This is a genomic window from Maribellus sp. CM-23 (assembly GCF_021354595.1).
Taxonomy (GTDB): domain Bacteria; phylum Bacteroidota; class Bacteroidia; order Bacteroidales; family Prolixibacteraceae; genus Draconibacterium.
In genome coordinates this window covers 1,534,648-1,556,298 of the sequence record NZ_JADWYJ010000001.1, presented here as the reverse complement: position 1 = coordinate 1,556,298, position 21,651 = coordinate 1,534,648, and the positions used below count along the sequence as shown (strand labels likewise).

Here is a 21,651-nt window from a genome sequence, read left to right as displayed (position 1 = left end):
GATAATACCTAGGCGGCAATTGATTTAACGCCCCGGGAAGTGATTATATTTTGGTTTTTTAAAAATAAATTGATCATTTTCAAATAAATAGAAAAACAAAAAATAGAAAGATAAATTTTGAACTTAGCATTGGTTTTGCTTTAATTTGCAGAAATTTTGTGAAAGGATTAGAAAGCATATGCATAATAACCTCGTAATTGTTGAGTCTCCGGCAAAAGCAAAAACTATTGAAAAATTCCTTGGGGAGGGGTATACCGTTACCTCCAGCATGGGGCATGTCAGAGACCTGGAAAAGAAGGACTTTGGGATTGATATCGAGAAAAACTATTTGCCAAAATACGTAGTTACACCCGATAAGAAAAAGATAGTTTCGGAACTGAAAAAAATGGCCAAAGATGCACAGGTTGTGTGGCTCGCATCCGATGAGGACCGTGAAGGAGAAGCCATTGCCTGGCACTTGATGGAAGTGTTAAAACTGAAACCGGAGCATACGAAACGTATCGTTTTTCACGAAATCACAAAAGATGCCATTACCAATGCCATTCAAAATCCGCGAAGCATCGACCAGCATTTGGTAAATGCCCAGCAGGCACGCCGGGTGCTCGACCGTATCGTAGGCTTTGAAGTGTCGCCGGTATTGTGGAAAAAAGTAAAACCATCGTTGTCGGCAGGCAGGGTTCAGTCGGTGGCAGTACGCCTGATTGTGGAGCGTGAACGCGAAATTCGTGATTTCACAAGTGAATCTGCATTTCGGGTGATTGCAACATTCCTAGTTCCGGATGATAAGGGAAATGTGACGGAGCTAAAAGCCGAGCTTTCAAAGCGTTTTGAGACCCGTGATGAGGCAGCTGCTTTTCTCGAAAAATGTAAAACTGCCGAATTCAGTGTAAGCGATGTGGCCAAGAAGCCCGGTAAACGCAGTCCGGCACAGCCTTTTACAACTTCTACACTGCAACAGGAAGCCAGCCGCAAGCTTGGTTTTTCGGTTTCGCAAACCATGTCGGTGGCACAGCGCCTGTACGAAAGTGGAAAGATCACCTACATGCGTACCGACTCGGTAAATCTTTCGAGCCTGGCCATCAATACTTCCAAAAAGAAAATTGAAGAGCTGCACGGCGAGAACTACGTGAAGATTCGCAAGTTCAAGACAAAATCAAAAGGGGCTCAGGAAGCGCACGAAGCGATCCGGCCTACTTATATGGATCAGGAAACGGTGGATGGCACAAGCCAAGAACAGCGTTTGTACGAGTTGATCTGGAAAAGAACCATCGCTTCGCAAATGGCGGATGCCATTATGGAGCGCACTACGGTAACCATTGATGTTTCCACCGCTTCGGAGAAATTTATTGCCAGTGGCGAAGTGATCGTTTTTGATGGCTTCCTGCGGGTTTACATTGAATCAACCGACGACGAAGGTCAGAGCAACGGAAACGGACAAAGCATTATTCCTCCTTTGCATGCAAAAGATGTTCTCAGTATGGAGAAAACCATCGCTACCGAGCGTTTTTCGCAGCGTCCGGCACGCTATACTGAAGCCTCGCTTGTAAAACGTCTGGAAGAGCTGGGAATCGGAAGACCGTCGACTTATGCGCCAACCATTACCACAGTTCAGAACCGTAACTATGTGGTGAAAGAAGACCGTCCGGGTGTGGAGCGCGAATACCAGGTACTGGAACTGAAAGGTGGCAAAATAAAAGAACAAACCAAGACGGAAATAACGGGGGCTGAAAAAAGTAAGCTGTTCCCGACCGACATAGGCATGGTAGTAACAGATTTTCTGGTGGATAATTTCAGCGAAATCATGGACTACAACTTTACCGCCGATGTAGAGAAGGAGTTTGACGACATTGCTGACGGAAAGCTGGTTTGGAACGAGATGATCGATAAGTTCTACAAGCCGTTTCATGAAAAAGTGGATGATGCCCTTGAGAATGCAGAGCGTTCAAAAGGAGAACGGGTGCTGGGTGTTGATCCCAAAACCGGCAAGCAGGTATCCGTAAAAATAGGGCGTTTTGGTCCCTTGGCTCAACTGGGAGAAGCTTCTGAAGAAGGAGGCGAGAAACCGCAGTTTTCCAGTCTTCGCAGTGGTCAGCACATCGAAACAATTACGCTGGAGGAAGCGTTGGAGCTGTTTAAGTTGCCGCGCGAATTGGGTGATTTTGAAGGGAAGAAAGTAAGCGTTTCTATTGGCCGCTTTGGTCCGTATGTGCGCCACGACAATAAATTTGTTTCACTCGGGAAGGAAGACGATCCTTATTCTGTTGGCTTGGAAAGAGCTGTGGAACTTATTGAAATCAAACGCGAGAAGGACAAGAATGCGGTGGTGAAAGTATTTTCGGAAGATGCTGAGCTGCAGATCCTCAACGGGAGATGGGGGCCATATATTAAATACAAGAAGAAGAATTTTAAAATTCCGAAATCAACGAAAGCAGAAGAACTTTCCTTCGAAGACTGCATGAAGATAGTAAGTGCAGCTCCGGCAACAAAAAGTACGCGAAGCAGAAAAAAATAACGGAAGAGGGCAGGTGATTTGGTCATTTGCCCTTATTTTTAGCCAAAAAACATGGACCTGAAACCTTATTTCGATGCTGTTGATTTTTCCGCTTATCCTGAAAAATCGCGTCTGAACTGGAAACAGACACTGGGAGCTGTTATCGAAAAAAATACGCAGGCGTTGAATGAATCAACCCTGACGAAGGTGGAAGTGGCTCTGATTGGCCTCCCGTTTGAAACGAATGAAAACAGTTGTGTTCATAACTCGGTTGCGGATTCTATCCGGGCAGAGTTGTATCAACTGGCAGTTCCCGGTAAATTGAATATCATCGATTTGGGAAACCTGAAAGAAGCGCAGAGTCATAAAGGAAACTACCTGGCTTTACGCGACATTATTGATTATCTTACGGAAATTAACATAAGCTGTTTGCTGTTGGGCGGCAGTCAGGATTTTTCTTACGGCGTTTGCCAGGCATTCAGAAACAATAAAATGTTTTCCTTTAGTGTGGTAGACGCCTTTCTAGATGTAAAGAAGGGTGTTGAAAGTTTTCAGTCCGACAATTATTTATCACGCATTTTTAGCAAACAGCCCGGTATTTTTGGCTTTAACCTGTTGGGGTATCAGCGTCATTACGTTCCCGATCAGCTTTTTAGTAAAACAAAGGGAGTGGGGAACCACATCGGATTGGGGCAACTACACGGCAATCCTTTGCTGGCAGAACCTGTTTTCAGGAACAGTGATTTTGTGTCCTTTGATTTTGGGACCTTGAAATTTTCGGAAACCTATGGTAAGCAAAAGCTTCCAAACGGTTTATACAGCGAAGACATTTGCCAGCTGGCAAGGTATGCCGGCCTGAGTACACGGTTGAAGGTATTGGGGATCTTTGAGGTTCAGGAAGATGCCGGATTAACAGGAATTAATATTCAGCTTGCAGCTCAGGCAGCCTGGTATTTTCTGGAAGGAATGATTCAGCAAAGCCGAATGAAACCGGAAGATCAGGAAGGCTTTATTATACATAAAGTAGAGGTGTGGCAGGTAGAAACACCGCTGGTATTTTACGAGAACAAGGAAAACGGTCAGTGGTGGATGCAATTGCAGTCGTTCGATAATTCGTTTCTGTATTTTGCCTGTTCAGAACAGGATTTTATTGATGCCAGCCTCAATGAAATCCCGGAGATGTGGTTGAAATATGTTCAAAAAATCGACGAAATATTAAAATAATACACTTTTCAGAACGTTCTTTGCATACCTTGTTAACAGAAGATTGTTACAAACAACAATAATTTTGTTTCTTTGGCGGGGCAATAAATGGCTAAATTGCCAAATGAAAGAAGAGTATGAAGAAAACTGTTTCTTTTCTATATTTGCTGCTATTGGTTCAGTTTGTGGTTTTTGGTCAACAGGACCCTCAATTTACAAACCACATGTATTACAAATTGGGGGCTAATCCGGGTTATGCCGGAGCAGAGGACGCCATTAGCGGGCTGATATTGAATCGTTACCAATGGGTTGGATACGGGGGAGGAGAACCAAAGACCATGGTTTTTAGTGTGGACGCACCAATTAAGGCGTTTGGCGCTCCCGGAGGACTTGGGTTAAATATTGTGAGAGACCAGTTGGGTTATTATAACAACTTGTGGATCAACTTGAATTACGCATACAAAGTTACAACTGGTTTGGGAACTTTGGGGATTGGAGTTTCCCCCGGGTTCTATAATTTTAATATCTCTCCTGAAGAGTGGGTCACTCCTGATGATATATCGGGAAATGGCGGAGGAGGTGGTGGAACAGATACCGGAGATGGTTCGATACCGAGTGAAGAGGCCAGTCAGCTGGCATTTGATATAGGTTTAGGTGCTTATTTGTATTCCAGGGATTATTACCTGGGAGTTTCAGTAAGTCACATAAACGAAGGAGCTGTGAAGTACGATGATGTGGCAAGCGATTATCTGGCAAGGCACTATTATGCCATGGGTGGATACAATATTAAGCTGTCTGATCCGTTATTTCAGTTGCGGCCGTCGTTCTTGTTTAAATCAGACCTTGCCAGTTGGCAGTTGGATTTAAACGCAAATGTTGTTTATGATGATAAGTTCTGGGGCGGATTGTCTTACAGAGTGCAGGATGCGGTAGCATTGCTGATGGGACTGGAGTTGTTTAACGGACTGAGAATTGGCTATTCTTTTGACCTGGCTACTTCGGCGGTGAGAAGAAATTCTTTGGGATCTCACGAGTTTTTTGTAAGTTATTCGATCAATGTGGAAAGAAGCCGCAACCAGAAATACAAGAGTATTAGATTTTTGTAAATATTGATTAACACCTCAGGTGTTAGGATAAGACGTATATATTTTTTTATTTTTATTGTTGTTAACTTTTGCAGAAAAAGGTGCTTAGCTAAGAAAAGATACAAACTATGAGAAAACCACTATTAATTGCAGTAGTATTCATATTGGCGTTAAGTTTATCGGGCTGTTTGGGCGGTGGTTCAGGTGGCAACGGTGAATTGGTCGGAGTACAAAAGAGGCAACGGTTTAAAGAAACGCAACCTTACGGAATGGTATACATCCGCAGAGGAAGTTTCAATATCGGACCCAGCGACCAGGATGCGAGCAGCGCCGGAGTACCTACCAAAACAGTTTCTCAGGAACCATTTTGGATGGACGATACTGAAATTACAAATAACGAATACCGCCAGTTTGTTGGTTGGGTAAAGGAGAAAATGGCGCGCGAGATGTTGGCCGACCAATATCCTGAATTCATGATTACCGAAGACAGGCAGGGAAATCCGATCGATCCGCCGCAAATTAACTGGGACGAAAAAATCGACTGGGAAGATCCGGACATGCAGATGGCCATGGAAGATCTTTACATTCCTGAAAACGAACGTTTCTTCGGGAAAAAGGAAGTGGATGCCCGTAAGTTGGTTTATGAATATTGGTGGGTTGACTTAAACCAGGCAGCCAAACGCAGCAACAGCTATAATTTCGAAACGCAACGTTACGAAGGTAATGTATACAATACTGAGGGAGACCTGGTTCCGATTGAGAACCGTTCTTCTTTCATGATGCGCGACCAGGTGCATGTTTATCCCGATACCTTATGCTGGATCAGGGATTTCACTTATTCTTACAACGAGCCGCTTGCTACCCGTTATTTCTGGCATCCCGGTTTTGATGAATATCCGGTAGTAGGTGTTACCTGGAAACAGGTGAACGCTTTTTGTAACTGGCGTACTAAAATTCAGTCAGATTATCTGGATGAAAGAGGTGAGCCTACTTTGATGGAATACCGTTTACCCACCGAGGTTGAATGGGAATACGCAGCCCGTGGCGGGAAAGATTTCTCTATGTATCCATGGGGAGGTTACTATACTCGCGACGACAAGGGAGTTTTCCTGGCCAACTTTAAACCTTTAAGAGGTAATTATGTGGAAGACGGCGGAATTGCCTCGATGAAAGTGGGGAGCTATGATCCGAATGAATACGGCTTGTACGATATGTCAGGTAACGTGGCAGAATGGACAAGTACTGCATACGACGAAGCAGGTTACAACTATTTCAGCGACCTTAACCCTACCTTTACTTACAACGCGCGGAAAGATGATCCGCCGGTAATGAAACGTAAGGTAATCAGAGGGGGATCCTGGAAAGACATTTCGCAATTTGTACAGGTATCGACCCGGAGCTTTGAATACCAGGACACTACTAAATCGTATGTTGGGTTCAGGTGTGTACGTTCAACCTTTGGTGAAGAATTTTAGACTTGTTTGAATAAATTTAACTTTATACCATTCCATTATGAACCTCGGAGAACTTTTTAAAACAAAACGCTGGAAGACTTTCATGGGCTATGTATACGGCTGGGGTGCAGCAGTTGTGCTGATTGGCGCACTTTTCAAACTGGAGCACTGGCAGTATTCGGGGCTTTTGCTGACCATTGGACTTTCCACGGAAGCATTGATCTTTTTCCTTTCAGCTTTTGAACCATCAACGGAACAACCCGACTGGGGAAAAGTGTATCCTGAGTTACGGGAAGACTATGAACTGGCTGAACTTGAGGAGCTAAAGCCGCGGAAAAACGGTCTGGAGCAATTGCTAAACGGCTCGCAACTAACACCTGATTTGTTAGACCGGGTTGGTAAAGGTTTAAATGAATTGAGCAACACCGCACGCGGTATCAGTGATATCTCGTCGGCCACGCTGGCAACTGATATGTATGTTAAAAATCTGGGGTCGGCTTCTGAGTCGATGAATACCTTTGCTGAGATCAACAACAGGGCGAACGATTCCATCAATCGTTCAGTAACAACCCTGCTGGATTCTTATACGTCGGCAGCCACTCAGCTATCGGCAACCGGGACCAGCCTTTCCAATACGTATAACAAATCAGCGGAAGCTATTTCGCAAGGTTTGCAAAACATCGGCAGCAGTTCAAAAGAATATGCTACTAACCTGGATAAGTTGAACAAAAATCTGAACTCGCTAAATACCAATTTCGAGTCGCAGTTGCAGGATACAAAAGAACAGTTTAAGGCCAGTCAGCAATTCAGCAAAGATCTTTCAGAGATGAACTCCATCCTGACTTCTTCGGTGGACGAGCTGAAAAAATACAAGGAAAATGCCGAACAACTCAACAAAAACCTCGAAGCGTTGAATACGATCTACGGGAATATGTTGGGGGCAATGAGCTATAAAAAATAACATTCTGAAAGAATAGCATATGGGAGCAAAAAATTGCCCGGAAACACCGAGGCAAAAAATGATAAACATGATGTACATCGTGCTCACCGCAATGTTGGCATTAAACGTTGCGGCAGAGGTGCTGGAGGCTTTCAGAGTGGTGGACTCAAGCCTGTTGCAAACTCTGGAGGCGGTTGACATCCAGAATGCTCAGTTATACGCATCATTTGATCAGGCCTATGCCGAAAACCCAACCAAAGTTGCAGAATGGAAGGATAAAGCCGACGAGGTGAAAGCAAAGTCCAAAGAGATGATAACCTTTGTTTGGCAACTGAAGGACGATATTGTTAAGTACTCGGGAAGTAAGCCAGTAAACGAAGATAATGTCCTTACCGAAGAAGATTATTTTCATATTACGGTAGCCGGGGATACGGTTGAACTTGGTAAAGTGGACGACCTGAACGGCCCGTCGGAATACATGATCACCCAAAAACATGCTACCGAATTGAGGGAGAAAATTGGAGAATACAAGGCTTTCCTTGTTGGTATAGTGGGAGAAGATAACGAGGAATTGAAAAAAACAGTTCTGAGTGAGTTGAAAACCGATGACCCGAAAGGGAATATTAAAAGTGGAACAGAAAAGAAATCATGGGAGTCGGAGCATTTCGAGAATAAACCTTTGATTGCCGTGCTTACACTGCTTTCAAAAATCCAGATCGACGTTAAAAACTCGGAAGCAAACATGGTAAAATACCTGTATTCGGAGATTGATGCAGGCTCTTTCAAGTTTAACCGCTTGGGAGCGATGGTTTTGCCTAATTCAAATGTTGTGCTGATGGGTGACGAATACAAGGCCGATGTTATTTTAGCTGCAGAAGATACTACTCAACAACCCGAGATCATTATCAACGGGCGTGCTTTTCCTGTAAAAGATGGGAAAGCCACTTATGTTGGAAATACCGACAAACCGGGTGTGTTTAAATGGAGTGGATTGATCAAATATAAAACTCCGGGTGGAATTATAAAAAGCTATCCGTTTGAGCAGGAATACCAGGTAACCCAGCCGTCGGTAACTATGTCGGCCACTAAAATGAATGTTTTCTACAAAGGATTGGATAACCCCTTCGAGGTGAGTGGTGGTTCTATTCCAAGTGAAAACCTGGAGGTGACAATGACAAACGGTAAGATTGTTAGAAACGGGAACCTTTTTACAATCAAGCCTGATGATTTGGATGCGAACGGTAGAAAAACAAAGGTTAGTGTTTATGCAAACATCAACGGTGACCGTAGATTGATCGGTACTTCTGACTGGCGTGTAAAAGAAGTCCCTGACCCTGTTGCTCAAGTGGCTGGTATTTCAGGAGGCAATATTAAAAAGGAAGTTTTAGTCATTCAGGATGGGGTGTTGGCTGTATTGGAAGATTTTGATTTTGAATTCAAATACACTGTGACTCAATTTACGCTTGAAACAACAGGAAGTGATGGTTATTCCAATCCATATCCTGTTAAAGGAAACCGTTTCTCAGCACAGCAAAAAGAGGCTCTTAAAAGAGTTAATATAAATACTTGGGTAAATATTACTGATATTAAAGCGGTTGGTGACGATGGCTCCACTAGGGATCTTGATCCAATCTCGTTAAAAATAAAATAATGATTATGAAGAAGTTAGCAATTTATTTAGGCATGCTTGTTTTTGTATTGAGCCTGGCTTACAAAAGCTCGAACGCCCAAATTGTCAACGGCGCCTATAAGCAAAACGACATTTATGAGAAGAAGCCAATGCCATTGGTTTCAGTAAGGGAAGCTGATGTTTTTTGGTCAAAGAAAATATGGCGTGTGATCGACTTACGTGAGAAAGCAAACATATCATTATATTATCCAACAAAGGAAATTGCGGGCCGTGTAAATTTGATTAGTTTACTTTTAACAGGAATTGAGAATAGTCAATTGACGCCATACGATGCGAGATCAGACGATGATTTCAAAGTGCCGATGACTTATACGCAGGTGAAAGAACTTTTTGGAGCCAAAGCAACTACGCAGGAGAAAATCAATTTTGATACAGGTGAAAAAGAGAATGTGGTTGTTCAGGGGGATATTCGTAGAGAAGAAATAAAACAGTATATGTTGAAGGAAGAGTGGTATTTTGACAAACAGACTTCAACCTTGAATGTCCGTATACTGGGTATTTGTCCGATTCGCGAATATGTAAGTGAAGGAGATGCCTCGGGACAAATACGTCGTCAGAAGGTATTTTGGATCTATTTCCCGGAAGCGCGTCCATTGCTGGCCACCAACCTGGCTTTGAATCCGGTAAACGATGCACGCCAGCAATCGTTCGACGATTTGTTCATCAAACGAATGTTTACCAGTTACATCATAAAAGAGTCGAACATGTATAACGACCGCGATATCAGTTCGTACTTAAGCGGTATTGATGCGATGTTGGAATCGAAACGTATTGAAAACGATATTTTCAATTACGAACAAGATCTTTGGGAATATTAATACTGAGAAAAACATATGCAGCCTTATGGAAACATAAGGCTTTTTTTTGAAACAATAGATATTACAAGCGTACGTTTTAATTAAACTTTCATTCCTCTGGGGAAATTGCATGAAGAGAACATTCACATATTTGTTTCTGTTGGCAGTGCTTCTGTCGTCGTGCAAGAATGAGCAAAACAAATACCTCTTGCTCGGGAAAAAGAGCGGTCGGCAATGGTTTGAGCCAACACCGTTCGGAATGGCTTATATTAAAAGAGGCGCTTATAACATCGGGGCCAACGACGATCAGTTAAATGGCGTTACGCCCAATAAAATGGTATCCACCGAAGCTTTTTGGATTGATGATACCGAAATTACGAATAACGAGTATCGGCAGTTTGTTTACTGGGTGCGCGATAAACGGGCACGCGAGTTGCTGGGGCAAACATACTCTGATTTCCTTATCACCGAAGACAAGTACGGAAACCCGCTGGACGAACCCGAAATTAACTGGGATGAACGCATTGAGTGGGACGACATTGATTACCAAAATGCTATGGACGAGCTTTATCTTCCGGAGCAGGACCGGTTTCATTTCAAAAAGGAAATTGATACGCGCCAATTGGTCTACGAACATTACTGGATCGATTTCAAACAGGCGGCGAAACGCAGCAATAGTTACAATTTTGAAACCCAACGTTACGAAGGAAATGTGGTGAATGAAAAGGGAGAAGTGGTTCCGATTCAAAACCGGACTTCTTTTTTGATGCGTGAATCGGTTCCGGTTTACCCCGATACCTTGTGCTGGATTCGGGATTTCGCTTATACATACAACGAGCCTTTTACGATCAAGTATTTTTCGCATCCCGGATTTGATGATTACCCGGTTGTGGGCGTAACCTGGAAACAAGCCAACGCATTTTGTAGCTGGCGGTCGGGTCTGAAAGCTTTTACTCCTAAAAATGAAGAAGAGGCGCCGCCACACGATTTCCGCTTACCAACCGAAACCGAATGGGAAATTGCAGCCCGTGGCGGAATGATGAACAATAAATACCCGTGGGGAAGTTATTATTCGCGCAATGTGAACGGTTGTTTTGTGGCGAATTTTAAGCCGCAACGGGGAAATTATGTTGCCGACAGTGAAACAACCACTACCGCGATGAAAGTAGGGCAGTACGATCCCAATCCCTTTGGGGTTTACGATATGGCCGGAAACGTGGCAGAATGGACTTCTACAGCATTCTTCGAAGCCGGTTATGAAATGATGAATGACTACAACCCGGAAATTGAATACGATGCCAAACCCGATGATCCACCTGTTATGAAAAGAAAGGTGATTCGCGGTGGTTCCTGGAAAGACATCGCGTATTTTATTCAAACATCAACGCGCAGTTTTGAATACCAGGACACAGCCAAATCATATGTTGGTTTCCGTTGTGTACGTACTTCTTTCAAAGACGAATTCGCACGCAATTAGTCTCCTAAAACTTAAGGTTTAAACCCGCAAATACTGTTGCTTTTGGCATGGTGTAATACCTGTTTACCTCATAACTTGTTCCCAGCAGATTCTCTCCGCTAACAAACAGATGAAGGTTTTTACTATGCCTGTACTTGGCTTTGGCATTTACAAGCGTATAACTTTCCTCATTTACACCCACTGGCGAAGGATTGTTATCCAGGTTTGAGATTTGTTGAATACTCGCAGATAAACGGAGTTTACTGATCTGATAACTGGCATTCAGGAAGAAATGATGCTCCGGTGTTGCGTAAACCGGTTGATCCATATTTATGTAGCTGTAGGTAGCCTGGATCCCAAGGTTCTTTAACGGTTCTGCATTTACAGCCAGTTCCATGCCTTTGTTGGATATTTTACCTGTGTTCAGATAGCCATTCGGAGGTCCGACATTTACGATCATATTATCGCCTTCAACCACAAAGAAGGTGAGTTCTGCCTGCACTTTTTTTCCAAGCTTGGTCAGAAGGCCGGTTTCGTAATTCCAAATGGTTTCCGGATTCAGGTTCGGATTTGGTCCCCACATAAATAATTCGCGCATGGTAGGACTACGGTAGCCTTTCGAAGCGGTTCCTTTCCAGGTTGTGTTCGAATTGAAATGATAGGCAAATCCTGCAGAAGGAATCCAAATATCTCCATATTGGCTGTGGTGTTGAAACCGTATCCCGGCATTGATGGTTAGTTTCTTCCACAGTTTTTGCTGGGTGAAAGCGTATGCGCCAATTTCAGACAAGGTAGTATCGGCGAAAACGATTCCTTTGCCGTTCATGGCTTTCTCGTTCTCTGCAAGTCCTCCGTAATTCATAAAATCAAAACCGGTTGTTAGCGTGTTTCCGTCAAACAGGTGGAAAGATTCATACAAATTCACACCATAATTGTGATCTTTGGAATGAAAACCGTCGGTTATATCGTGTTCTCCAAAATTGTAAAACACTTTTATTGCCCCCGATGCTTTTTCAAACTCGTTGAGCAGGGTAAAGGCCCAGTAACCGCGCAAAATATCGATGCTTTCGCCTGCACTGGCATTCAGGGTATCTGGTCCGGGGTCGGACGCTTTAAAGGCTGCGATGCTTACATCAGTAGAGGCGGAAAAATGAGTATTCAAATCATAGCCCAGTTTCACGTAACCATTCGTGATTTTAAAGTCAGAATGATCGCGGTGACCGTCAGTCTGATCGTGATTAAGCGAGGCAAAAACACTGAATTTATCCTTTTTGTATCCCATCGATCCCATGTATTTCTGGGTATTGTGTGATCCGTAAGATAGACGAGCGTTGCCGTGTGTGCCATCGGCCGTTTGCTTACGTGTAATGATGTTGATAACGCCTCCCATTGCATTCGAACCATATAAAATCGACGCCGGGCCGCGGATAACTTCAACACGCTCCACATCAGATGCCACGTACGAGTCGGGGAGCGGATGACCCATAATTCCCATAAATTGCGGGTGCCCGTCGATAAGCATTAAAACGCCGGTAGTTGGATTTCCTCCGATACCCCGAATGCTGATCTGCCCGGCAGAGCCGGCGGCTACGCCAAAACCGGTGATGCCCCGCTCCGTAACAAAAAGTCCGGGGACCCTGCCGTTTAATACCGGAAGTAAGGCCGATTCATTAGATTCTTCTATTTGGTTGCGGTCAACTACCGAAACAGCCATTGGCACATTGTTGCGCGTCACTTTTACGGGTGTCCCGGTTACCACCACTTCATCAATTCTGACCGTATCCTCGGTGATTGAAAAGCTTTGGGCATTTACCCATCCAATGCAGGTAATTAGTGTGAAAACTGTCAGCAATAATTTTAGGTTTATCTGAATCATCGTGTTACGTTTGTTTTGAGTCGTGTTACTATTTGGCCAAAAAAAATTATCCGGCTTTGCTCATTACCAGTTTCCCGTGTTGCATGCCTTTCAGGCTAATAAGCTTATCCGAAATTTCGGTTAATATCCTTGATGGCCCTTTCACGGCCGTTATTTCCATGTAATTTTCATCGTTCAGGTAAAATCCCTGCGACGACAGGACATACTCTTTATAAGCAAAGCGGATTTCAGAAGATTTTTTGAGGATGTCGGCTTTTTCATGGTTAAAAACCAAAACAACGGCGCCCGCCACAATATTGTCGCATTTCCATTTTTCCTCCACCATATTTTTTTCAATGAGGTGACGGATGGCCTGGGAGCGATTGGCAAAGCCATTGTCGCTCACATAATTGTCGAGCGCTTTTAACAGGTCTTCATCCAACGAAACTCCAAAACGGGAAACCGACATGGTGTTACTTTTTTAGTTTATCGTGGCACGAATATAAATAAAATTGTGTTAGCAAGTGATATGCCGGATTTATTTTGTTAACCAAAATACGTTTCGGCTGAAAGGATTCAAGCTTATTGAAGCAGCAAATAATTGTATCTTTAAGCATAAGTAAAAACGTTAAGATTTATTATATGACAACGATTAAGACCATTTATTTGGGTGAATTGCGTACTGAAAATGAACATCTGCAGTCGGGGAATAAGGTCATTTCCGATGCTCCGACGGATAATCGCGGAAAGGGCGAGTTCTTTTCACCTACTGATCTTCTGGCGACGGCACTCGGGAGTTGTATCATGACCATCATGGGAATCAAGGCGCGCGACAACGGTATTGACATTGAAGGAACGCAGGTGGATGTTACCAAAATCATGGCTTCCGATCCGCGACGGGTAGCCGAAGTGATTGTTGAATTCACCTTTCCAAAGAAGAATTACACCGAAGAAGAAAAGCAACTGGTTGAAAGTGTGGCAGGAATCAGCCCGGTGCCGCTGAGTTTGCACCCCGACCTGGTTCAAACCATCCGTTTCAACTGGTAATTACTGTTTGATAAATTTGGTTTTGATTTCGCTGTTTTGTGTGGACACCACCAGTACGTAGGTCGCACTTGTTAAGTCCGAAACATCCAGCACTTTTTGAGCGCTGTTAAACGATTTTACCAAAGTCCCGTTCATCGAAAATATACGGATAGACAAACGCTGAACATTCGGACTCATTTGAAGCGTTAACTGCTCCCGCACAGGATTGGGTAAAATTTGGATACCGGTATCCGAAATGGTCGGAACATTCACAACAAAAGCTGTTTTTGAGACCAGCCAGTAATCGGGATCAATTTTGAGCTCGGAAACCGGAAAGCCGGGATGAACAACAAAGGTTTGATCGTTTATTACCTGGTTGAGCCTAAAATCGGCCGAATCAGAATGATCGGCATTGTAAACGCGAATTGGTATCGGCATTTCAAACAGGTCAACCGAAGAATGAGTGGTTGTTTGTGACAATGTGATGGAAAGATCGTTGTTTGCTTCCTGCGAGTAATGGATGCTGTAAATAGGATAACCTTCTCCGTAAAACCAGTCTTGCAGGAATTCAGTGAAACTGGTATCTGCAGCGTTTTCCATGTGCCGGATAAATTGCCCGGTGTTTGCAAAGCCATTAGCTACTTCCGGATCCTGAAAATAGTTGCGCAGTGCAGAGAAAAATGCATCGTCGCCAACGATCCAGCGCAGCATGTGTAACAGATAGGCGCCTTTTCTGTAACTAAGTCTACCGCTGAATATCCGGCTTACATTGGTTGTGTCGTCTACAAACACCGATCCTTCGGGCTGGCCGGTGATGTTGTCGACTTGCAGTTTTTTCCAAACACGCCAATATCCGGGTAGGAGGTTTTCGTAGGAGAGCCCTGTTAAGTAGGTGGCAAATCCCTCGTTGAGCCAGATGTCCTGCCAGCTTCCGAGGGTAATGTAATTGCCAAACCACTGGTGAGCCAGCTCGTGTGCAATTAATTCATAACTAAATCCTCCCATAAAACTCATGGTTTGGTGTTCCATTCCACCTCCCCATCCGAATTGCGCGTGCCCGTATTTTTCATCCGCAAAAGGATATTCTCCAACCAACTGGTTGTAAAATGCCATCACCTTTGCCGTTACAGGTGTTTGTAACCGGGCGGTATTCTGGTTCTCGGGGTAAACGTAGTTGAGAATATCGATGGTGCGTCCGTCTTCCAGTTGCAGGGTATCTGAATACGAGGCGTAGTTGGTAACAGCAATTGCCACCAGGTAAGTGGCAATCGGGTGGCGGTGTTTCCAGTGCGTAATGCATTTATTATTGCTGATTTTTTCCGAAACCAGGATTCCGTTGCTGGCCGTCCGGTAGGCTTCAGGCGATGTTACGATGATGTCGATCGAGTCAATTTTGTCGGCCAGCGATTGTTTACAAGGCCACCATTCCATGGCTCCGTAAGGCTCCGAAAGAGTCCACAAAACCGGAGTTTGTAGGTTGCCATGAACATTCACTTCAAAAGAGCGAAAGCCGCTGCTCGGTGGAATTCCCCGGTAGTAAACCGAAAAAGAATCGACCTGTTCAAAATGTACAGGCTTGTTGAAACGGATCGTTATTTTGTTTGCTGAATGGGAAAAGGTGAGTCGTTCTTTTCCACTGGTGACTGAATCAAGCTGTAGATCAGAATGCAAATCGATCCGGATGGAATCGAGCGAAGGAACCTTGCTTTTGAAATAACTGGTAATTTTTCCGGAGATGTAGCGCACGGCCGGATCAACCTGCCACTCCATCCGTTGATAAATGAAATCGGTGGAAGAATAGTCTTGACTTTCCGTAAAAGCCAGTTTCTGAGCATGGCTTTTTTGTTCCAGACGCGCGATTTTATCAACAAGAAACGGGTCGTTTTGGCCACAGACAAGTCTGGCAATTGCGAAGAGACTGAGGAGAATTAATAGCCGTTTCATATGCTAAAGATACAAAACAGAACAAGGTGCAGGTAAAAATAAAAAAGGCGAATTCCCGAAAGAATCCGCCTTTTGAGTGGTTAGCTCTACTTTTTGTCAAGAATTAATTTTCTGACGATCCGCTTTTTATTGATGTGCATGACAACCAAATAGGTTCCGCTTGCCTGATCAGAAATGTCGAAAATCATTTGTTCGCCGTTCTGATAGGTTTTACGAATTAATTCGCTGCCGGCCAAGTTTAAAACAAGAAGTTCAACCTGTTCTTGCAAAGGATTTCTGAACTCAATTGTTACCTGTCCCCGGGTTGGGTTAGGATATAAACTGACACCCAAACGATCGTTGTCGATTTCACTGATGCCAACCAGCACAGATACGCAAAGTTCGAAGGTATCGGTAATGCTGGCACCGGCACGATCGCTTCCATGTACAACAATGTTCACACAACCCGTGTCTGCTGATGCCGGGGTGAAGGTGATTGTATAGGTATCCAGGTCTTCCTCTGTTTGGATCCAATCCGGCAAAATACCCTTGTCGGTGCGTACTTCAAATACCAGCGTGCTGTCATCGATGTCGCCAAACAGTTCTTTTTTGTTCAGAACCAATCCAAGTGTGTCGTTGGCTATCATTGTTTCGTCATTCAGCCAACTTAGCAGGTAAGGAGGATCGTTTTCAGGGATAACCGTCAGCAGAAATTTACGCATAGTGATTTCGCCGGAAGCATCTTCCACCGAAACCCGGATGGTATCTGTTCCCGATTGATCCGGATTCAGAGAAATGCTTAGTTCTGCTGTTGAATCGAGCGGCTGGTGATCGACCTCAAGCTCTGCGATTAACCCGGTATTGGAGTAACTGGCATCAACAGTTACCGGCCCCGGTTCACAAACGGTTCCTCCTGATATCCCGTTGATCGTTATTTTCACAGATTCATCTTCAAAAATGCTTACCGCCGGAATCTCGTCAATGGAAGGCTGAATTCCTGCTGCCAATACTGTGAGGGTGGTTTGGCAACTGGCAATGTTCCCGGCCTGGTCTTTTACACTTAGTGTTACGGTATTTTCACCCAGATTCTCACAAGTAAAGAACGAAGGCGAAACCTGGATGTCAAGGTTAGTATACGACGTGATATTGTCGGTTGTTCCGTTGGAAATCAGGTCCCCGTCAGCTTCTGTTAATGAATAATTTCCATCTGCTGAAAGTGTTAGCTCCATTGGGTTACAGACAACCTCAGGCGGAATATCGTCTTTTACTTTTAGGTTGAGAACGATAACGCTGTCGCAGCCGTTTACCGTTTGCAGGTTACGCGTATAAATTCCTGGTTGCCGTATTTGCTGTGTTCCAAACAGGTATGGTAACTGACTAATGCCCACCGTAACGTTTATAGTGGCACGGTAAGCCGGATGTACCGTAAGAGAAAGAGTAACTACGCTGTCGCAACCATTTATGGCCGGGAAGGTTTCGGTATACGTTCCGGATATGGTGAGCGACTGACCTCCAAACCGGTAGGGTAAGTCGTTTTCGCAAATGGTATCGGAATAGGCCAAAGCAAATGTGTCGCTTACCGAGAATACCAGTGTTACGGTGCTGTCGCATCCCGCCGAAGAGGTGAACAGTTCGGTATAGATTCCGTCGACTGAAAGCTCTTGCGAACCAAACGGATAGGGCAAATTGTTTTCGCATACGCTGACTGTGTCTGCCACATCAAAGGTATCGTTCACTGTTAGTGAAAGAACCACGGTGCTGTCGCATCCGCTTGTTGCGGAGAAAACCTCGGTATAAACCCCCGCATCAGTAAGTGATTGTGCCCCCAGAGTAAGTGGTAACTCACTGGCACAAACAGTCATTTGCTGCCTGACAAGAAAGGTGTCGTTTGCTGTAAAAGCAAGGCTAACCGTACTGTCGCATCCGTTTGCTGAAGCAAAAACTTCGGTGTAATTCCCGGAGGAGAGCAGCAACTGAGTTCCAAACTGATACGGGAGGTCGTTTTCGCAAAGCACCAGTGTGTCGGTTACCACAAAAGTATCTGAAACGGTGAGTGTCAGCATTACCGTGCTGTCGCAGCCATTGTCACGGGTGAATACTTCCAGGTAATTTCCACCTGCAAGCAGCGATTGTGTTCCGATTGTATACGGCAGTTCACTTTCGCAAATGGTAACTTCTTTCGAAACCAGCGAAGTATCGAGGACATTGAGTGTTAATACCACTGTACTGTCGCAACCATTGCTTCCTGTAAAAATTTCAGTAAAGGTTCCGCTTGAAGTTAGTGTTTGTGCTCCGAATGCAATAGGCAGATCGTTTTCGCAAAGGGCCAATTCCTGTTCTACCAGGAAAGTATCTGTTACGTTCAGGGTAAAACGAAAGATACTGTCGCAGCCATTTACTGTAGTATAAACCCGGGAGTAAGTGCCCGCTGAAATGAGTGTCGAATCCTCCCACTGATAGGGCAACGCATCCTCACAAATGGTAAGGGTGTCTTTCCAGGAGTAAGATGGATGTACTGTGAGGTTCAAGGTTACGGTACTGTCGCAGCCAAATTCGCTTTGGAAGGTTTCGGTGTAGGTTCCGCTTTCGGATAATTGTTGATTTCCAAAAATATAAGGTGTTTCGGATGAGCAAAGTACTATTTCGGTACTCCCGCTTTCATACAATCTTATGTTATCGAAATAAACCATGCTATTGCCATACAGCTCAACAGAAGTTGGCGTAACTCCATTTAATATAGGAAACTCGCTAACCACCTCGCTTCCCGAAGTGCCAGTAGCCTGTGTTCCGTTTACAAACACTTTGTATTTGCCTGTCGAAAAATCAAATTCCATTCGAAGATGGTACCAGGTATTGGATGTAGCTGGTTGCAACACATACTGCGTTCCGTAACCTCCGGAACTTCCTGAGTAATTAAAGGTAATCAGGTTGCCGTTATAAGATTCTACTCTGCCCAGAAATGCCCCCCAACTTCCAATTGATGGATTTCCCAATCCCATTCCGCACCTACCTCCGCTAGCTACATTTGTTGCATACATCCAGCCTTCCAGTGTCGATTTTTCGTAGACTGTCGAAACCGGCTTCGATAGATTTGCAGCCCAACTTGAACCGGAAACCTGAAAAGATTGCGCTCCATACTTTACCGGAGTGTTAACTATTTTTTGGTCAGCATTTCCAGTCCCGTTGTAACGAATCACCCAACCGGCAGGAAGTGTCCCAAGGGCACCACTTTCAAAATCATCCATAACCAATGAATTTGATGGATCTCCAATTGTGTCGTTGTATATGGGGTGCACGGTTAAATTCAGTTGAATAACACTGTCACATCCATCAACTGTCGGGTAAGTTTCGTAGTAGGTTCCGCTTGCGCTGAGTTGTTGTGAACCAAAAGTGTACGGTGCTTCACTTGCGCAAATCTCGGCTTCGATTGGTGGAAGAGTGGAGCCTTCAGTTCCTTGGTATAACTGGAATATTTCTGCTGGCGACAAGACTTTATTGTACATTCTCAAGTCATCGATTGCCCCTTTAAAATATTCTGCTCCCCGGCTTGCGTATCCAATTGTCAGTGGATTGGTAATGCTTCCGAATGGACCGGAAGAAGAAGTTGTTTCGGCAACTAACTGGCCGTTTACATAAATTTGTCTGTGTTCTCCCGGATTATTTGCAGTAACAACAATGTAGTACCATTTATCCGCTTCAAGTGGCTTTGTTGTAGTGTTCAGGTAGCCATTGTATTCCCATTGAAGGTTGCCGTCTGACTGTATCCGCAGCAAATAGTTGGTTGCCGTTGTATAGTTCGACTTTCCAAAGATCATAGCGTTCTGGAGCACGGTAGGTTTTATCCAGCAAGAGAAACTCAGTGCTTCTGACATGTTTAACGCATCGGAGTGCTGAATCAGAATACCATCGTTACCATCAAACAAATAGGCGCTGTTTGGCGCTCCGTTTCGATCTTCGGTAGGCGTTGCACCGTTAACTGCTCCGTCGTGTCCATTTCCACTGGCATCTGTGGCATCACCATCCAAAGGATAATAGGCTACCAGGTCCTCAGGAGCAACTACAGAAACGCCATAGTTTTGGTGAACTGTTATGGTGGTTGTGGCTGTATTTGTGTAGGCGCTGTCGAGATTGAGAAATGTAGCCGTAACAGTAAAATCACCGGCATTTTTGTAGGCGTGATAAGCATCTTCACTTGCGGCTCTTCCCACAATTGCTGTAGTGTCGCCAAAATCCCAGAAAATACTGTCCACATCCGTAGTTTCTGCCGTAAATGTAACCACACTGTTACTACATGCCGGATCTGTTTGGGCTGTTATGGTGCCCCGTGGGTTATAATCCTGGGTATAGGATTTTGTGAGCGCACTACTCCAGTTTCCGACGGAATCTCTAAACTGGAAACTGATGTCGTTGGTTCCGCCCGGAAGCGATGAAACATCCACCAGCTCATCAAGTGCCAGGGTTACCACAGGAGTTGGTAAATCAACCTCGATGGCTGATCCAATGCCTGTATTGGGCCAGTAACGGTAAGCAACTATTTTGTTGCCTGTGGTTATTGGTTCGTCTTCATATTTGGCAAACAGGTGTGTTATCCCCGGGCTCCAGGTCCCGGCTTCATCCTGAAAGCGCCAGGTGAAAGAGTGCAATCCGTCGCTCAGCGCTGAAACATCGAGCTGCGTGTCGAGTAAATATTCCGAACCAGTTGGAATTGCACTTTTTACTGCCGAAGAAAGGTTCCCGTTGAACCAGTATTCCACCGCAACCAGATTGTGCATTGCAGGAGCCGGTTCGGCTGTGAATTTTGCAAACAAGCGGCTAAAGGCAGGACTCCAGTTTCCGGCTTCATCCTGATACCGGTAACTCACCATATGTAAGCCGTCGTTTAAGGCAGAAACGTCTAAATCAGTGTCGATATTTAGCAAGGGCGTTGCCGGAACCGGATCGTTTTGAACGGTAGAGTAATCGCCGTTGAACCAGTACTCAAGAGCAGTAAGTTGGTGAAGTTCCGGTAAGTCTTCCTGATTTTCCTTTGTAAAGTACCACGAGGCTACCGGGCCCCATTTACCCTGCTCGTCCTGTAACCTGAAACTCACAAAATGAAACCCAATGTTAAGGGAAGACACATCGAGCATTTTATGGAGGTTGAGCAATGACGTTGCTGTAAATACCGTGTCTTGTTTATTGTTGAAATCATTGTTAAACCAGTATTCGAGTGCTACAAGCTGCTGAAGGCCGGTGTTTTTGTCTTTCTTGAAAAAACGGATCAGTGGTGAACTCCAAATCCCGCGGTCGTCTTTAAAGCGGCAGCTTACTGTGTGTAGACCATTTATCAGCGAACCTACATCAAGCAGCGAATTTAAATCAACACTTGCTCCGGGCGAAAGTGGTACAACCACTGAGGTAGAATAACTGCCATCGTACCAGTATTCGACATCGGTAACCTGGCGAATTCCAGGGCTTGAGCCCGGGTAATAGGTAAAGAACTTTGTGAGTACGGAGCCCCAAATTCCTCTGTCGTCCTGAAAACGGACAGAAAAGGTGTGCAGGCCCGGCTCAAGGGTGCTTACATCGAGCAAATCGGTATAGTTCACTATCGGAGCTGATACCGTTTGCCGGCTGGCTGTAGTGTAGTCGCCATCGTACCAATATTCCACGGCAGAGATATTGGTTTGCGCCGATAACCAGGCGGGAAGCAACAGCCATATGAGTAAATAGATGAATCGTCTCATGTTCA

At 44.6% G+C, this 21,651-nt stretch carries 13 protein-coding genes; 9 read left to right on the top strand and 4 right to left on the bottom strand.

Annotated features, from left to right (window positions below; translation table 11 throughout):
* Window positions 1-178 precede the first annotated feature (178 nt).
* The 8 genes from topA (at window position 179) to INQ51_RS06125 (ending at window position 11,137) form a co-directional block, all read left to right on the top strand.
* Window positions 179-2,512 (top strand): type I DNA topoisomerase, encoded by a 2,334-nt coding sequence (topA, locus tag INQ51_RS06160; protein WP_233377004.1) that lies wholly within the window; start codon window positions 179-181, stop codon window positions 2,510-2,512.
* Window positions 2,513-2,563: 51 nt separating this feature from the next.
* Window positions 2,564-3,715, top strand: a complete 1,152-nt coding sequence (locus INQ51_RS06155) for a hypothetical protein (RefSeq protein ID WP_233377003.1) — start codon at window positions 2,564-2,566, stop codon at window positions 3,713-3,715.
* 116 nt (window positions 3,716-3,831) lie between these two features.
* Window positions 3,832-4,800 carry a type IX secretion system membrane protein PorP/SprF gene (locus INQ51_RS06150; protein ID WP_233377002.1) on the top strand — a complete coding sequence of 323 codons (969 nt, stop codon included), beginning with the start codon at window positions 3,832-3,834 and terminating at the stop codon, window positions 4,798-4,800.
* A 107-nt stretch (window positions 4,801-4,907) separates the two neighbouring features.
* Complete coding sequence (locus tag INQ51_RS06145) at window positions 4,908-6,254, top strand: SUMF1/EgtB/PvdO family nonheme iron enzyme (RefSeq protein WP_233377001.1); 1,347 nt, start codon at window positions 4,908-4,910, stop codon at window positions 6,252-6,254.
* Window positions 6,255-6,291: 37 nt separating this feature from the next.
* A complete protein-coding gene (gldL, locus tag INQ51_RS06140; RefSeq protein WP_233377000.1) occupies window positions 6,292-7,194 on the top strand; it encodes a gliding motility protein GldL in 903 nt (300 codons plus the stop codon).
* Between the two features lie 19 nt (window positions 7,195-7,213).
* Window positions 7,214-8,824 carry a gliding motility protein GldM gene (gene gldM, locus INQ51_RS06135; protein ID WP_262909857.1) on the top strand — a complete coding sequence of 537 codons (1,611 nt, stop codon included), beginning with the start codon at window positions 7,214-7,216 and terminating at the stop codon, window positions 8,822-8,824.
* A 5-nt stretch (window positions 8,825-8,829) separates the two neighbouring features.
* The gene (gldN, locus tag INQ51_RS06130; RefSeq protein WP_233376998.1) at window positions 8,830-9,681 is read left to right on the top strand and encodes a gliding motility protein GldN; all 852 of its coding nucleotides are present in this window, start codon (window positions 8,830-8,832) and stop codon (window positions 9,679-9,681) included.
* Window positions 9,682-9,790: 109 nt separating this feature from the next.
* Window positions 9,791-11,137: an SUMF1/EgtB/PvdO family nonheme iron enzyme gene (locus tag INQ51_RS06125; RefSeq protein ID WP_233376997.1), complete on the top strand. Its 1,347-nt coding sequence runs from the start codon at window positions 9,791-9,793 to the stop codon at window positions 11,135-11,137.
* A 4-nt stretch (window positions 11,138-11,141) separates the two neighbouring features.
* On the opposite strand, the gene INQ51_RS06120 is transcribed toward INQ51_RS06125, so the two are convergent.
* Both INQ51_RS06120 and nikR read right to left on the bottom strand, forming a co-directional pair.
* The gene (locus INQ51_RS06120; protein ID WP_233376996.1) at window positions 11,142-12,992 is read right to left on the bottom strand and encodes a TonB-dependent receptor plug domain-containing protein; all 1,851 of its coding nucleotides are present in this window, start codon (window positions 12,990-12,992) and stop codon (window positions 11,142-11,144) included.
* Window positions 12,993-13,038: 46 nt separating this feature from the next.
* Window positions 13,039-13,440, bottom strand: coding sequence for a nickel-responsive transcriptional regulator NikR (nikR, locus tag INQ51_RS06115; protein ID WP_233376995.1), 402 nt, complete (start codon window positions 13,438-13,440; stop codon window positions 13,039-13,041).
* A gap of 173 nt (window positions 13,441-13,613) precedes the next feature.
* On the opposite strand from nikR, the gene INQ51_RS06110 reads away from it, so the two are divergent.
* Window positions 13,614-14,018, top strand: coding sequence for an OsmC family protein (locus INQ51_RS06110; RefSeq protein ID WP_233376994.1), 405 nt, complete (start codon window positions 13,614-13,616; stop codon window positions 14,016-14,018).
* Here the strand turns inward: INQ51_RS06110 and INQ51_RS06105 are convergent, their stop codons facing one another.
* Together INQ51_RS06105 and INQ51_RS06100 are read right to left on the bottom strand one after the other, a co-directional pair.
* Window positions 14,019-15,941 (bottom strand): M1 family aminopeptidase, encoded by a 1,923-nt coding sequence (locus INQ51_RS06105; RefSeq protein WP_233376993.1) that lies wholly within the window; start codon window positions 15,939-15,941, stop codon window positions 14,019-14,021.
* A gap of 86 nt (window positions 15,942-16,027) precedes the next feature.
* Window positions 16,028-21,646, bottom strand: a complete 5,619-nt coding sequence (locus INQ51_RS06100) for a LamG-like jellyroll fold domain-containing protein (RefSeq protein ID WP_233376992.1) — start codon at window positions 21,644-21,646, stop codon at window positions 16,028-16,030.
* Between the last annotated feature and the right edge of the window lie 5 nt (window positions 21,647-21,651).